At 62.7% G+C, this 13,998-nt stretch carries 16 protein-coding genes; 1 reads left to right on the top strand and 15 read right to left on the bottom strand.

The genetic code is table 11. The features are described from left to right. Window positions 1-17 precede the first annotated feature (17 nt). From KTR60_RS01435 to KTR60_RS01420, 4 genes are read right to left on the bottom strand one after another with little or no spacing between them, the layout of a single operon-like run. On the bottom strand, window positions 18-1,352 hold the full coding sequence (locus tag KTR60_RS01435) for an MFS transporter (protein ID WP_042447696.1): 1,335 nt from the start codon (window positions 1,350-1,352) through the stop codon (window positions 18-20). Next, window positions 1,349-2,422 carry a biotin-dependent carboxyltransferase family protein gene (locus tag KTR60_RS01430; RefSeq protein WP_007731701.1) on the bottom strand — a complete coding sequence of 358 codons (1,074 nt, stop codon included), beginning with the start codon at window positions 2,420-2,422 and terminating at the stop codon, window positions 1,349-1,351. Before KTR60_RS01430 ends, KTR60_RS01435 begins: the two co-directional genes overlap by 4 nt. After that, window positions 2,415-3,122, bottom strand: a complete 708-nt coding sequence (locus KTR60_RS01425; protein ID WP_172403470.1) for a 5-oxoprolinase subunit B family protein — start codon at window positions 3,120-3,122, stop codon at window positions 2,415-2,417. Before KTR60_RS01425 ends, KTR60_RS01430 begins: the two co-directional genes overlap by 8 nt. Continuing rightward, entirely contained in the window at window positions 3,119-3,922 is an 804-nt protein-coding gene (locus tag KTR60_RS01420) for a LamB/YcsF family protein (RefSeq protein ID WP_007731705.1), read from the bottom strand. The genes KTR60_RS01425 and KTR60_RS01420 overlap by 4 nt, the downstream gene beginning before the upstream one ends. A gap of 191 nt (window positions 3,923-4,113) precedes the next feature. Between KTR60_RS01420 and nac the strand changes: the two genes are divergently transcribed. Beyond that, on the top strand, window positions 4,114-5,037 hold the full coding sequence (nac, locus tag KTR60_RS01415) for a nitrogen assimilation transcriptional regulator NAC (protein WP_030535780.1): 924 nt from the start codon (window positions 4,114-4,116) through the stop codon (window positions 5,035-5,037). Here nac and KTR60_RS01410 read toward each other — a convergent pair. From KTR60_RS01410 to KTR60_RS01360, 11 genes are all read right to left on the bottom strand, one after another. Next, the gene (locus KTR60_RS01410; RefSeq protein ID WP_092765338.1) at window positions 5,031-5,957 is read right to left on the bottom strand and encodes a D-isomer specific 2-hydroxyacid dehydrogenase family protein; all 927 of its coding nucleotides are present in this window, start codon (window positions 5,955-5,957) and stop codon (window positions 5,031-5,033) included. The genes nac and KTR60_RS01410 overlap by 7 nt on opposite strands. 45 nt (window positions 5,958-6,002) lie before the next feature. Next, entirely contained in the window at window positions 6,003-6,785 is a 783-nt protein-coding gene (locus tag KTR60_RS01405; RefSeq protein WP_007731708.1) for an SDR family oxidoreductase, read from the bottom strand. Beyond that, the gene (locus KTR60_RS01400; protein WP_030535782.1) at window positions 6,782-7,303 is read right to left on the bottom strand and encodes a gluconokinase; all 522 of its coding nucleotides are present in this window, start codon (window positions 7,301-7,303) and stop codon (window positions 6,782-6,784) included. The genes KTR60_RS01405 and KTR60_RS01400 overlap by 4 nt, the downstream gene beginning before the upstream one ends. A 104-nt stretch (window positions 7,304-7,407) precedes the next feature. After that, a complete protein-coding gene (gene yut / locus KTR60_RS01395; protein ID WP_030535783.1) occupies window positions 7,408-8,451 on the bottom strand; it encodes an urea transporter in 1,044 nt (347 codons plus the stop codon). 34 nt (window positions 8,452-8,485) lie between these two features. Further along, the gene (locus KTR60_RS01390) at window positions 8,486-9,433 is read right to left on the bottom strand and encodes an urease accessory protein UreD (protein WP_007731712.1); all 948 of its coding nucleotides are present in this window, start codon (window positions 9,431-9,433) and stop codon (window positions 8,486-8,488) included. Continuing rightward, window positions 9,430-10,071: an urease accessory protein UreG gene (gene ureG / locus KTR60_RS01385; protein ID WP_007731713.1), complete on the bottom strand. Its 642-nt coding sequence runs from the start codon at window positions 10,069-10,071 to the stop codon at window positions 9,430-9,432. Before ureG ends, KTR60_RS01390 begins: the two co-directional genes overlap by 4 nt. Window positions 10,072-10,081: 10 nt before the next feature. Then, on the bottom strand, window positions 10,082-10,795 hold the full coding sequence (locus KTR60_RS01380) for an urease accessory protein UreF (protein WP_047271507.1): 714 nt from the start codon (window positions 10,793-10,795) through the stop codon (window positions 10,082-10,084). Then, window positions 10,779-11,426: an urease accessory protein UreE gene (gene ureE, locus KTR60_RS01375; protein WP_007731715.1), complete on the bottom strand. Its 648-nt coding sequence runs from the start codon at window positions 11,424-11,426 to the stop codon at window positions 10,779-10,781. Before ureE ends, KTR60_RS01380 begins: the two co-directional genes overlap by 17 nt. A 9-nt stretch (window positions 11,427-11,435) precedes the next feature. Continuing rightward, entirely contained in the window at window positions 11,436-13,154 is a 1,719-nt protein-coding gene (locus tag KTR60_RS01370; RefSeq protein ID WP_003943847.1) for an urease subunit alpha, read from the bottom strand. A 35-nt stretch (window positions 13,155-13,189) separates the two neighbouring features. After that, window positions 13,190-13,627, bottom strand: coding sequence for an urease subunit beta (locus KTR60_RS01365; RefSeq protein ID WP_003943812.1), 438 nt, complete (start codon window positions 13,625-13,627; stop codon window positions 13,190-13,192). A gap of 29 nt (window positions 13,628-13,656) precedes the next feature. Beyond that, complete coding sequence (locus tag KTR60_RS01360; protein WP_007731718.1) at window positions 13,657-13,959, bottom strand: urease subunit gamma; 303 nt, start codon at window positions 13,957-13,959, stop codon at window positions 13,657-13,659. Between the last annotated feature and the right edge of the window lie 39 nt (window positions 13,960-13,998).

Genomic DNA, 13,998 nt, shown 5'->3' with positions numbered 1-13,998 from the left:
GTGACTCACGCGAGAAGTCACAGAGTGTCGCGTAGCGGAACGTGGGCGCGATCGGTGATGGTGCTGACCGCGATCAGCGTGCCGACTGCGGTGATGACCGCGTAGAAGGCGGGAACGTAGATACCGAATTCGGGGATCAACCAGGTCATCAACAACGGTGCGGTACCACCGAAGAGTGCGGACGAGATGTTGTAACCCAAACCGTAGGCGGAGTAGCGAACCCGCGTGGGGAACAGTTCGACGATCAGGATGTGGATGACGGCTGTGTGCCCGGCGAAGATCACTGCCATGAGGCAAGCACCGAGAACGGCGAGGCCGACGTTGCCGGTCACGATCATGGCATAGCAGGGGATCGCTCCGATCGCCATTGCCGCAGCTGCACCGGCGATGACCTTCTTGCGACCGATCCGGTCGGAGAGAGCACCCATGAACGGAATCGCGAAGCAGATCGCGACCAGGCTGGATGCGGTAACGAGAAGCGCTGTCCCGGTCGAGAATCCGATCTGATCGCCTTTGAGGAACGTGGGCATGTACGAGAACAGAACGTAGTAGCCGGAACCATTCATCAAGGGGATGAACAGGGCGAGGATCATGGCGCGACGGTGTTCGGGAGTGGAGAATGCTTCCTTGAGCGGATTGCGCGACAAACCGCCGGATTCCTTGAGCCGCTCGAAGTTCGGGGTATCGGAGATCGCGCGGCGGATGTACCAGCCGATGATTCCCATCGGAATGGCCATGAGGAACGGGATGCGCCACGCCCACGATGCGAGTCCGCCGCCGTTGATCGCGTCGGCGTTGAGCCACGGCGACATGGCAAACGCGATCATCGTTCCGGTCAGCAGTGCGAGGAACGACGCGATCTGCGCGTAGCTCGTGATCAAGCCGCGCTTGCCTTCCGGGGCGTGTTCGGCGAGGAACGTCATGGCGCCGGCAGCTTCACCACCGACGGAGAATCCCTGCACGATCCGCAGAAAGATCAGCAGTGCCGGTGCCGCGATACCGATGGCCGCGTAGGTGGGCAGCAAGCCGATACCGGCGGTCGCCACGCTGATCAGCATGATGACGAACACCAACATCTTCTGTCGACCGATCCGGTCGCCGAGGATGCCGCAGACCACCGCGCCGAGGGGCCGAACGAAGAACGAGACCGCGTAGCCGGCGAACACCAGCATCAGCGCGTCGCTCGACTTCGATACGTCGAAGAACACGATGGCCAGTGCCGTCGCCATGAACGCGAAGACACCGTTGTCGTAGAGCTCGACGAAGATGCCGACGCAGCCCGCTGCGACGACTTTCCGGACCTTGCGCGGGTCGGCTACCTGGCCGTCTACCGCTTCGATGGTGTTGGTCATGCTGTCTCCAAAATAGACGCGCGGCGCGGAGCGCTCGCGGGGCGTGTGGTGCCGACGTGGCTCGGTACTCGGGCTTCCGAGGTGTGAAGAGGTATCCGGAGGGTGGTGAATACGTTCTCCACACGCCGCCTCAGCAAGGCGATGCGGTGCTGCTGTTCGCGGTGCTCTGCAACCGCCGTTGCGACGCTGCAGTTCCGGAATCGGACGCGGTGCCCGGGTCGGGCCTGTCCCAGCTGTGAGAGTGAAACGGTGGTGACGACTGCCAGCACCGGATAACCGGCGGTGACGCCTCTACCTCGATGCAGGACCAGAAGTTCGTTGCCAGCGGGTACTTCGACGGCGCCGATGGGGACGCCGCGCGAGAGGACCTCGCCGGTGCCGGTGCGCTGTGGGAGCGGCTGCTCATCGGTAGATGCCAGCCGAAGCCCGATGTGATTGCTCTGATCGCCCACCACGAATTCGGTGCCGAACAGCGCGGCTGCACTCTCCCCGAAGTCGTCGATGTCGGGGCCGTCGGTCACGTCGAGCGTCCACACGTTGCCGAAGGACGGTCGGTCGGGCAACAACCGGAACAGCGGTAGCCGGAAGACCGGGTGGTCGATCGGCGGGCAGTCGGTGTCGACGACCAGCGTCTCCCCCGCGGTCAAGTGACGGCCGAATCCGAGGACCTGGTCGGGAGCGCAGCTGCCCAGGAGGTAGTCGGCCGTCAGCTCTCCGTGGACGGCGACGTAGACGCGCAATCCGTCGTGGATTCCGGTGACGGCAAGCCGCTGACCGGCTCGCCAGACGATCGGTTCCCACTGCGGTTGCCGATGTCCGTCCACCGTCACCGTTGCGGGTGCACCCGTGACGGCGATCAGCAGATCCGTGGACGCCGACGCTGAAAAGTCGAGGGCCGTCAACTCCAGTAGCGGGGCCTCGCGCCTACTACCCACCAACGCGTTGGCGATCTCCGCGCTGATCTGGTCGGCTGCGCCGCCCGTCGCCTGACCGAACTGTGACGCCGATCCACGCCCCAAATCCTGGACGGAGCTGATTCCGGGAGTCAGGACGGTGACGGTCTCAGCCATGGGGATCACCCCCTACGGGCAGGAGCGAGCGTCCGTCGAAGTCGTCCCAGCGATCGGCGTCGATCGCACGGAAGACGAACAGATCGCCCGGGCGGTAGGCAGAAATCTGCTCCGACGCCGGATCGACCAAGATGAGCGGGGTCCGGCCGATCACTGCCCAACCGCCGGGCGCAGGCCTGGCCGAAACGACTGCCTGACGTCCGGCCACCGCAACGGAACCGGCCGCGACGTGCGGTCGCGGGCTCGATCGGCGCGGGATGGGAAGGCCGAACGCCGGGCCGTCGAGCATCGGGGCGCCGCCGGGTGAGCCGTAGCAACGCATGACCAACGGGGCTGCGGAGTGAAGGCGCACCACTTCGGCTTCGGTGACGCCGAGAAACCGCGCTGTATCACCCAGGTCCGGGCCGTGTTCGCCCCCGTAGACGACGGGGATCTCGAACGTCCTAGGTTCACCTTCCAGCGGTCGGGGGATAGTCGTTGCTTCGCGAACCAGGCCGCGGACGGCGTCGTGGTCGGTGAGGAGGTTGTCGAACTCGACCAGCAGGGCGTCGTATGTCGGGATGACGCTGACGATGCCGTCGGCACCGAGATCGAAACGTGCAGCGATCGATCGAACGGTGTTCCAGTTCTGCTCGGCGGTCCCGCCGCTGACACTGACGCGAACGGCGGCGTCACCGCAGTCGGCGACGTAGGTCTTCACGCGGAACACCCGACATCACGGGCCCGCCGTGACGCCACGACCCGGGTCAGCGGCGCAATGGTGACACCGGCGGCCTCGAGCGCGGCGCGAATCGCCTTCGCGTTCGCGACGGCACCGGGGTTGTCACCGTGCACGAGGACCGTATCGGCGACAACCGGGATCAACGTGCCGTCCACAGCTTCGACGACTTCCTCGACCACCATCCGAACGGTCCGCTCGACCAGAACGTCGACGTCGTGAATCACCGCTCCCGGCTCGCTGCGGGGCACGAGAGTTCCGTCGGAGTTGTATGCGCGATCCGCGATTCCGACGATGCCGACGCTCAATCCGCGGGCAGTCGCCTCGTCGGCCAACGCCCCGTCCTGGGCGAGCACGATCAACGACGGATCGAAGGCCGCGACCGCATCGACGACGGCGCGCGCGTAATCCTGGCGTACGGCAACAAGATTCCCGAGCTTGCCGTGGGGAGCGATGTGCGACAACGACGTTCCGCTCGCGACCGCAAAGGCGTGAAGGGCGCCGAGTTGGAACAGCACGTCGGTTCGGACCTCGTTCTCACTGAGATCCATCGCGCGACGTCCGAATCCGGCGAGGTCCGGAAAACTCGGATGCGCGCCGATGCCGATACCGCGCGATACGCACCCCCGCACGGTCGCATCCATGGTTCGTGGATCGCCTGCATGGAATCCGCAAGCGATGTTGGCCGAAGTCAGCGTGTCGAGCAGAGCATCGTCGGCGCCCATGGTCCACGTGCCGAAACCTTCGCCGAGATCGGCGACAAGATCGATGCTGGTTGCCATTTCGGTCCTTCCGGTTCGTTTACTTGTTCGTACGGGCGCCGTTGCCCGTGGTTGGTCCGACTGTCGAAGTTCTGTGTGTCGACTTCGGTGTTTCTGGGACGCTACTCAGGAACGCCAAAGGGTTGTTAATACCGTTTCGCGTTGGGGTGATCGGAATTCGATATGTCCGTTGAGCTGGTAGTTTGCACAGCATGGACACGAGAAGGCTCTACTCGTTCGTACGAATTGTCGATGCCGGCAGCATCACCCGAGCCGCCGACATCCTGCACATCGCACAACCCGCCCTGAGCCAACAGATGACGTCGCTGGAAACGCAGTTCGGTCAGCAACTTCTGATCCGCAGCAAACAGGGTGTCGAGCCGACCGATGCGGGGCACGCACTCTATCGGCATGCTCAGGTGATTCTGCGTCAGGTGGAGAGTGCCCAGGCCGAGGTGTCCGTGGTCGGACGGGCGCTGGCGGGTGGCGTCTCGGTCGGCCTCGCCCCGTACAGCACCGCGACGGCAATCGCCTTGCCGCTCTTGGCCCGTGTGCGCGAGCAGCACCCGAATATCTTGTTGCACATCAACGAGAACTTCGGTGGCGTGCTCAGCGAAGCGATGATGACCGGTCGCATGGATCTGGCGTTGTTGTACGACGCCGGCCCGATCAAGGGTGTGACGTTCGAACGCTTGCTCACCGAGGAGCTGGTGGTGGTTGCGCCGTTCGGTACCGGACTGGCAGGCGAATCGGGATCCGACATCTCCCTGCCCGAGATCGCCGAACTGCCACTATTGCTTCCGGGTCGGATGCACACCATCCGCAAGGTGGTGGAGCAGGCTTTCGACCGTGCAGAGCAGCAACCGAACGTCGTGGCCGAAGTGGAATCGGTGATGACGCTGTCCGAGGCCGTACGCACCGGATTGGGCGCGACGGTTCTGCCGTGGTCGGTGGCCCGCAGGGTCATGGACGTCGAAGCGCTCGAGCTACGACGCATCGAGCCGGGCATCGAAGTGCATGTCTCCCTTGGCACCCCGGCCAATCAGCCCCTCTCCAAACCGGCCGAGGCGGTGCGCGATGTTCTGCGCACCGTCGTTGCCGATTACGTGAAGGGAACCAACGCGAGCGGTCAGTAGCCCGCCGACGGATCGATCACGGCGGCGAGGTCCTCACCTGCGGCGAATCGGGCGACGTTGGCTGCAACGTGATCTGTCAGGACGCGGGTGAGCGTCGTAGCCGGGTTGGCGACGTGTGGAGTGATGATCGCGTTGGGCAGCTTCCACAACCGATGCCCGTCCGGCAACGGCTCGGGATCGGTGACGTCCAGTGCCGCCCCGCCGATCGAACCGGCTTCCAGTGCGTCGACCAATGCGTCCGTGTCGACGAGGGTGCCACGCGCGATGTTCACGATCCAGCTCGACTCCGACATCTGGTCCAGTTCGGCCTTGCCGACCAGATGCCGCGTCGCGGATGTCGACGGTGCTGCGATCACGAAGTGATCTGCCTTGGACCAGATTTCGCCGGTGCGGTCGGCCGAGAGCGTTTCGGAAGCACCCTCGACAGGGGTCCCGGAGCGGGTGATCGCGATGACCTTGACTTTGGACGCGGCGAGGTACGGGATCAACGCACGGCCGATTCCGCCGCAACCGATGATCGCCACTGTCGAGCCCTGCAAAGTGCCCACCCGCGGGTCGAACTCTTCCTTGCGCCACGACTGCGCCGCCAATTGTTCGGGGAGAGAACGAACTCCGGCGAGGAGAAGCATCATCGTATGTTCGGCAACATTGCCCGCGTACGCTCCGGCAGCAGACGTCCAGACCCGCTTGTCGTCGATCACCTTGGCGTCGAACCAGGGCTCGATGCCGGCGAACGGCAACTGCACCCAGCGAACCGAATCGGGTAGCGACGACGGGAACGTCTCCGGCCCGTGTACCCACACGACGCCCTCGGCGTCTGCCAGTGGAACGAGAACTCCACCGGCTCGGCGTATTCCGTCGGCGACGTGAGGATCCTCGACGGGACCGAGGTGGATGCGAGGGGCGCTGGCGTCTGTCATGTGGGTGCTTTCTGTTCGAGTAGCGGACGATCTAACAGCGGACAATCAGACGACGGCCGTCATTCCGCCGTCGACGTAGAGGATCTGACCGTTGACGAAATCCGAAGCCGGGGAGGCCAAGAACAGTAGCGACCCGATCAGCTCCTCCGTACGGCCCCAACGTCCGGCGGGTGTCCGCTTGGCGAGCCACGCGGTGAACTCCGGATCGTTGACCAGCGCAGAGGTCAGTTCGGTGTCGAAGTATCCCGGTGCGATCGCGTTGATCTGCAAACCGAAGGGTGCCCAGTCGGCGCACATCCCGCGGGTGAGCATCTTGAGCCCGCCCTTGCTGGCTGCGTACGGTGCGATTCCCGCTCGGCCGAGTTCGCTCTGCACCGAGCAGATGTTGACGATCTTCCCGTGTCCGCGCTCGACCATGCCGCGGGCGAATTCACGTCCGACGTAGAACGCACTGGTCAGGTTGGTGTCCATGACACGCCGGAAGTCGTCGTCGCCGAACTCGAGAAGCGGGGCGCGGTGCTGCACGCCGGTGTTGTTGACAACGATCTCGACCGGGCCGACCTCCGCCTCGATGCGTGTCGCCGCATCCCGGACGGCGGCCGAATCGGTGACGTCGAACGCGTATGCGTGCACCGTTGCGCCGGTCGCGTCGGCGATGCGTCGACGCTCGGCTTCGAGCACGTCGGAATTTCGGCTGTTGAGCACCACCACCGCACCCGCCTCGGCGAGACCAGTCGCGAGGGCCGAGCCGATGCCTCGGCTCGAACCCGTCACCAGCGCGACCTTCCCGGAAATGTCGAACGGGCCGGGGCTTGCGGTGCTACTCACGCTGTGACGCTCCTCTGAGATGTATGGATGTAGTCGACTGCCTCGCCCACCAGTGTGCTCGGTTCGGAGACGACATTCAGCGTGATGCCGCGCTCGTCGTCTGTAAGCGGTTCGAGAGCCTCGAACTGGGAGATGAGCAGACTCTCCGGCATGAAGTGCCCGGCGCGGAAACGCATACGTGCGGAGATAGTCTCGAAATCACCGGCCAGGTGGACGAACTGCACGTCGAGACCGTCCGGGCGCAACCGGCCCCGATAGTCCTTTCGCAGAGCCGAACAGGCAACGACGCCTGTTCGTCCCGCATCGGCACGCTCGGAAAGCCAGGCCGCGATCGCGTCGAGCCACGGCACACGGTCTTCGTCGGTCAACGGTGTCCCCGAACGCATTTTGGCGACATTGGACTCGGGGTGCAGATCGTCACCGTCGACGAAGTCTGCCCCGAGAGACGTGGCGAGACCCACTGCCACGGTGCTTTTTCCAGCACCGGCCACACCCATCACAACTACCTGCACGGTCATGCTTCGACCATGCCCGACTACCGAAGGCCAGACAATACTCGAGTGATACCGGTTCGCGAGGGTGCCATAGCGGAACGATCTAGGAACTTCTGCCCGTTCGAGCCCTATCCGTTCGCCTTCGCGATCGAATCCTTGCCCTCGGCCGCTCCACCCTCGATGGTGTCGTGCTGGATGGGAACGAACTTCTTCTTCGGCAGCAGGAACAGCCACGTCGCGAAGACGAACGGGCCCGTTCCGGCCGGCAGGCTGATCGGAGCAAAGGCAGACACCAGCGTGCCGTGGATGACAACAGTCACCAGTACTCCGAAGACGGTGTAGACGAACACACGCCACGACGGGTTGTAGAACACCGATCCGAGAGCAATTGCCGTCAGCACCGAACTGAGCCCGTAGAGACCATTGCCGATGTCGACGGTGTTTGCGCCCAGCGCCAGTACCGAACCCATCGCTATCGCGGAACCGATGAGCGCGAACAACGCCGCCCAACGCGACGCGACCAGCAGCGCGATCACGAAGATAATGCCGGTGACGGTGTTGTTGATCAGAAAGATCTGGGAGACGTTGCGGAACAGCGTGTCCCACAGGAAGCTGAAAGTAATTTCGGCATGAACTGACGCGTCCCCGATGTGCTGGGGAAACTGGCCCGCGCTGAGGTCTGACGTTTCGATCCGCAGGAACTGGAACGCCGCGAGGAGGAAGAACCAGTTGACGAGGTTGAACGGAAAGGTCAGCGCCGGTACGCCCCACGTCTTGAAGACATTGGCAACGGCCAGGAACGCGATCGTCGACGCGGCAGCTCCCACCACGAGGTAGATCCACAGCATCACACCGCCGGCAAGGAACGTCGGAAAGGCAGCTCCCACAAGAACTCCGTTGTATCCGTACAGGCCGATACGCATCGAATCGTCGTCGGAGTGCAGCATCATGCCGGTGACGGTGGATACCACCAGACCCACCACGGCACCAATTGCGACGGTGATCGTGTCCGCGGCTATCGCTCCCCAGAAGATACCGACCAGAAACAGCAGGCCCGTCAGCGCATTGCCCTGGAACATCACCTGCCCGGAGCCTTTGAGATTGGTGTCGATGAATCTGAGCACGACGTTCTTGTCCGCGACGTCGTCCCAGGGTTTGGTGATGGTGGTCATCGCACGTCCCTCGATCCTTCTCCGACGATCCGCGTCATCCCCACAGCGGGACGGGCGGAATGGTGGTGTCCAGAACTGCCTTTCGCACCAGAGCCCAGAAATCACGAACCTTCGCCTTGACGGGTTCGCTCTCCGGACCGAGGACTTTGAAGATGAGACCGGCGTCGTTCGGTAGCCGACTCGCTCCGGAAACGACCTTGCCGTCACGGCCCGGAACTACCTCTTCGAGAATCGCGTCGGCGTGCTCCTTCGGTGTCAGCAGGATGACATTGCCGAACACGTCGTGGTCGCCCATGATTCCGCCGTATCGCACGGGGAAGCGTGCCGGTTCGATCACCAATTTCTCGGTGAAGAGGTTCTTCCCGTCCGGACGCTCCGCCTTGATCATTGTGGAGTACAGGTCGTAGACGAACATCTCTCCGCCGTCGTGGTACTTGCGACCCGACATCACGATCTCCGAGAACAACAGCGTTGCAGTCGGATCCACCGTGATGTCGGTGCGCGCGTAGTACCTCGCGTTGCGGTGTGGGATCGTCACCCCGGGCATCAGTTCGAGATACGAATTCTCCGCGAGCACCACTTTCTGGAGTTGCGACGCGTGATTGGCATCCATCCGGTGAACCTTGGTGGCCGACTGAGTGGTCACGTGCGCGAGGGAACCCGGTTCCATCTCGATGGTCAGGAACAGTCGATCGCCTTGCAACACACTGCCGGACGTCGAGATCATGTAGACGCACGGCATGGTCGGCAACGCTTCGTCCCAGTACAGCGCCTGCTGAACGAGCAGCGGTGTCTTGCGGTACATGTCCCGCAGAATCGTCTTGTCGCCACGGTCGACAAATCGCATCTCGAGAACGCCGGTCTTCCCGACCTTGCCGGCCGGGGCCTGCTTCGGCTGGTCCTGGTACTGGTCGAGTTCCGGGATGGTCGGGATCGGCCCCGGGAGCGACCGCGATGCCCCCGGGACGGACGTTGCGCTCACGGTGCGCTCGCTCCCACTTCCTCTTCGTCGAAGAGGACTCCGTGCACGATGAGGTCCACCACTTCCTTGATGCCTTCCCCGGTCATGCAATTGGTGAAGACGAACGGCTTGTCGCCGCGCATCCCCTTGGAGTCGCGATCCATGACTCCGAGATCGGCGTTGACGTACGGTGCGAGATCGGTCTTGTTGATGACCAGGATGTCGGACTGCGAGATTCCCGGACCGTTCTTGCGCGGAATCTTGTCGCCTGCGGCTACGTCGATGACGTAGATGAAGAAGTCGACCAGAGCTGGACTGAACGTCAGTGTGAGGTTGTCGCCACCACTTTCGATGAACACCACGTCGGTGTCCGGGAACGTTTTCTCCATGTCCTCGACCGCCGCGAGATTCATACTCGGGTCTTCGCGGACGGCGGTGTGTGGGCAGGCTCCCGTCTCCACGCCGACGATACGTTCCTCCACGAGAACACCTTTGAGAGCCTTGCGCACATGCTTGGCATCTTCGGTGGTGACCACGTCATTGGTGATGATCAGAACGCTGGTGCCCCGCTTGATGAACTCCGGCGTGATCGCCTCGATGAGTGCGGTCTTACCCGAACCCACGGGTCCGCCGATTCCGATGCGCGTTGTCTTCTTCATCGTTCTCCTTCTAGTTCATGAACATTCGGACGTGCGCCTTGACGTGAACCGCAGCCAGAATGTCGATCATCGGGGCGAAATTGGACATGTCGTCGAGTCCGTAGTCACGCACTGCGGCGTACTCACGGCCGGCGCTCTGATTGACCTCGAACAGAATCTCTTGCGTCGTGAGGTGATCGACTCGGACGATACGAAGGGCAGCGCCGAGCAACGTCATCGCGACACCGTACTGATTGACCGTGAAAGCGTCCTCTTCCGGAGAACCCATCTCCGCGAAAGCAATTCCGAGGCCGACGGGGTAGGTACCCGGCGTCTCCCCCGATGCGATCGCGGCCAACCACTTGTTGAACAGGGTCTCACCGGCCAAGCGCCCGCCGAGTTCGGCCAACTTCTTACCCATGCGGGTACTCATCGTGCGTGCTTCTTCGTTGAGTTTGCGTTCGATCACTGCATGATCAGCGGCGAGGATCGCCGAGAAATCACCGGCTGCCGCACCCCGGTGCGCTGCGAGTACGGCGATACCGTCGCACGTCGCGCCCTGATGGGCGGCCGAGAGCACAAACTCCCGCAGCGACGGACCACCCGTGACAATTCCTTGCGCCACGGCCGATTCCAAACCGTTGGAGAACGAGAAGGAACCGACCGGGAACATGGAATCGGAAAACTGCATCATCCGCATCGCGCGGTTGATGCTGAGCCCGGATCCCTCAGACGAGAGGGTCATGGGTATGCCCCTCGCCCTCACGCGCGGCCGCACCGAACAAACGGCGTGCCTCGTGTGGAGCGATGTAGGGAATGACCTCGGCGCCCGGGATGAAGGTGTACTCGATGCCCTCGAAAGCATGCGTACGCATCACCGAGCCCATGACCGCCTTGTCGACGGTCAACGGAACGTAGACCTTCATTCCCTTCACCACCGCAGGCCAGTGCTGGTTACCCACGGCATGTCCCAACTCCAGGCACGTCTGAATCATCTTCTCGGGCGTGACGTCGACCAGCGCGCTCAGGTCGATCTCCAACACGTCCTTGAGGTTGATCCTGGCCACGACCACGGTGTTCGCCGGCTCGTCCCACAGCAGAATGTCGCCGTCCTGCAACTGAATACCACGATCAAGCGAGACGGCCAATTCACGGCCACCGATCGTGGTGCGTCGTAACCGACTCTTCTGCGCTTCCCACTGATCGAGCGACAAGACGTCGACTACCGCATTGTCGAGTCGACCGGCCCACTCCTCGTCGGTCTCCTTCCCGAGCAGCGCGTCGACTCGCGTCGGCTTTCCGCTCGGCGCGGTCATCTCGCCGTGCGTGTGTGGCGTCGCATCGGCACCGTGCGTGTGTGTGATTGTTCCCGACACTGGAGACCCCTAACTGAAGAAGTAAAGTTGGTTCAAGCGAATGGATTCGGCGGGTTCGACGTACGCATGGACACCGTCCGCAGTCACCGCGAAGGTCTCCGGGTCCACCTTGATTTCCGGAGTAGCCGAGTTACGAACCAGATCACGCTTGGTGACCGTCCTCGTGCCCTCGACGGCGACAACCTGACGTTCGAGACCGAGTCGATCCTTGATGCCGTCGTCGAGCGCCGCTCGCGAGACGAACGAGACCGAACTCTGCGGCAACGCCTTGCCGAATCCACCGAACATCGGCCGGTAGATCACCGGTTGTGGTGTCGGGAGCGACGCATTCGGATCTCCCATGGCGTGCCAGCTGATCAACCCGTTCTTGATGATCGTCTTCGGCTTCGCGCCGAAGAATGCGGGCTCCCAGAGAACAAGATCCGCCATCTTCCCGACACCGATCGACCCGACCACATGCGAAAGACCGAACGTCAACGCTGGATTGATCGTGACCTTCGCGACGTAGCGCAACACGCGAAAGTTGTCGTGCGTCGGTGAATCCTCGGGCAGCTTTCCGCGGGACCGCTTCATGCAGTCCGCTGTTTGGATCGCGCGTAGCCAGTTTTCTCCAACCCGGCCCATCGCCTGTGAGTCACTCGAGAACATCGAGATGACGCCCATGTCCTGCAGTACGTTCTCGGCACCGATCGTCTCGGCGCGAACGCGGGACTCGGCAAACGAAACATCCGAGGGCACTTTGGGATTGAGGTTGTGACAGACCATGATCATGTCGAAGAGTTCGGCCTGAGTGTTGATGCCGTATGGCAACGTCGGATTGGTCGACGCCGGAAGTACGTTGTCCTCGCCCGTCACCCGCAGAATGTCGGGTGCGTGACCGCCACCCGCGCCCTCGCTGTGATAGGTGTGAATGGTACGGCCTTCGAAGGCCGCGATGGTGTCCTCGACGTATCCGGCCTCGTTGAGTGTGTCCGTGTGAATGGCGACCTGAACGTCCATTTCGTCTGCCACCCGCAGAGACTCACGAATTGTGGCCGGTGTCGCGCCCCAGTCCTCGTGGACCTTCAGACCGGCCGCACCGGCCTTGATCTGTTCGACCAGCGACTGATGCCCGGACGAGTTCCCCTTGCCCAACATGCAGACGTTGACCGGCAAACCCTCGTTGGCCTTGAGCATCATCTCCATGTTCCAGATACCGGAAGTGATGGTGGTGCCGTTCGTTCCGTCGGTCGGGCCGATGCCACCACCGATCAGCGTCGTCACTCCCCCACTGAGTGCGTGGTACGCCTGCTGTGGTGACACGAGGTGAACGTGTGGATCGATGCCGGCGGCAGTGAGGATCATCTGCTCACCGGAAATCGCGTCGGTCGCCGGACCGGTGGTCAGCCCCGGGGTGACGCCTTCCATCGTGCTGGAATTTCCCGCCTTACCCCAGCCGACGATCTTGCCGTCCTTGATTCCCACGTCTGCCTTGACGACGCCGATGGTTGCATCGACGATGACCACGTTGGTGATCACGAGGTCGAGGGCACCGTCGATGCTGCATGACTCCGGATCCTGGCCCATGCCGTCGCGCAGCGTCTTGCCGCCGCCGTAGATCGACTCGTCGCCGATCGTTCGAAGATCTTCCTCGACCTCGATGTACAGGTCGGTATTACCCAGCCTGATCTGGTCACCCGTGGTGACCCCGAACAGACCCGAATACTCTTGTCTCGAAATGCTTGTCATGGGTGTTGCTCTCCTTCGTCCGCCGTGAACGAGAATCAGTCGGTTTGAGGTTCGGACAGGAAGCCGAGTTCTTCGGCACGCTGGACGGCTCCGGGGAGCCTCGGCCGGTAGGCGGCGTGGGTCGGCGCCCAACCGTCGACAAGTCCGTTGAAGCCTTGCACTCGTTGCTTGCCGCCGAACGGCACCAACGTCACTTCCTTCTCGTCGCCCGGCTCGAACCTGACCGCCGTGCCCGCGGGAATGTCGAGGCGCCAGCCGAAGGACTGTTCACGATCGAAGGACAACGCGCGATTGACTTCCATGAAGTGGTAGTGCGAACCCACCTGGATGGGACGGTCACCGGTGTTTCGGACTCGCAACTTCAAACGTGGACGGCCCTCGTTGAGTTCGATCGGCTCGTCCCGCAACACGTATCCGCCGACCGGTACTTTCTTCTCGCCGCCGGAATCCTTCTTCGTCGATTTGCTTGCCATCTTGGAGTGCTCCTGACATCTCGGTCGGGCTACTGGATCGGAGAGTGCACGGTGACGAGCCGGCTACCGTCGAGGAACACCGCCTCGACCTGCACACGTGGAATCATCTCCGCCACACCGTCCATCACGTCGTCGACCGTCAAGGCGTGCGATGCGTCGGCCATGACCTCCTCGAGAGTCTTGCCCTCCCGAGCTCCCTCCAGGGCGGCTGCAGTGATAACTGCGACGGACTCCGGGTGATTGAGTTTGAGCCCCTTTGCCTTTCGCCTCAGTGCGACATCCGCCAACATGAGGATTGTCAGCTTGTCGAGTTCTCGCGGTGTCAGATGCATTCTGAACGCTCCTTGTCGATCATGCGGTAACTCCCTGTC

This window comes from Rhodococcus sp. C1 (genome assembly GCF_020809065.1).
Taxonomy (GTDB): Bacteria; Actinomycetota; Actinomycetes; order Mycobacteriales; family Mycobacteriaceae; genus Rhodococcus_F; species Rhodococcus_F qingshengii.
This window is presented reverse-complemented; position numbering and strand designations above follow the sequence as displayed.